Annotated in this window: 1 protein-coding gene; it reads left to right on the plus strand. The window is 60.6% G+C overall.

Annotation, left to right across the window (positions count from 1 at the left end):
• Window positions 1–274 (plus strand): rhomboid family intramembrane serine protease (locus tag GJQ66_RS12615; RefSeq protein ID WP_155049645.1); only part of this gene is annotated, 274 nt, incomplete at both ends.

The following is a 274-nucleotide window of genomic DNA, read 5'->3' on the forward strand; positions in this document are numbered from 1 at the left end:
TCCGAGACTGGGCGATCATTCCGCGCAAAATCAGCGGTGGAGGCGGCTGGGAAACGCTGATGTCGTCGATGTTCCTGCACGCAGGGATCGCCCATCTTGGCGGCAACATGCTGTTCCTTTGGATCTTTGGTGACAACCTCGAAGACAAGATGGGACACCGGCGGTTTCTGGTATTCTACCTGATGTGCGGTATTGCCGCCGGGCTGGCGCATGTTCTGGCCGCGCCCGGATCGGCAGTGCCGACAGTTGGCGCATCAGGTGCCATCGCCGGTGT

The sequence above is a fragment of the Microbacterium sp. ZXX196 genome, assembly GCF_009709595.1.
Lineage (GTDB): Bacteria > Actinomycetota > Actinomycetes > Actinomycetales > Microbacteriaceae > Microbacterium > Microbacterium excoecariae.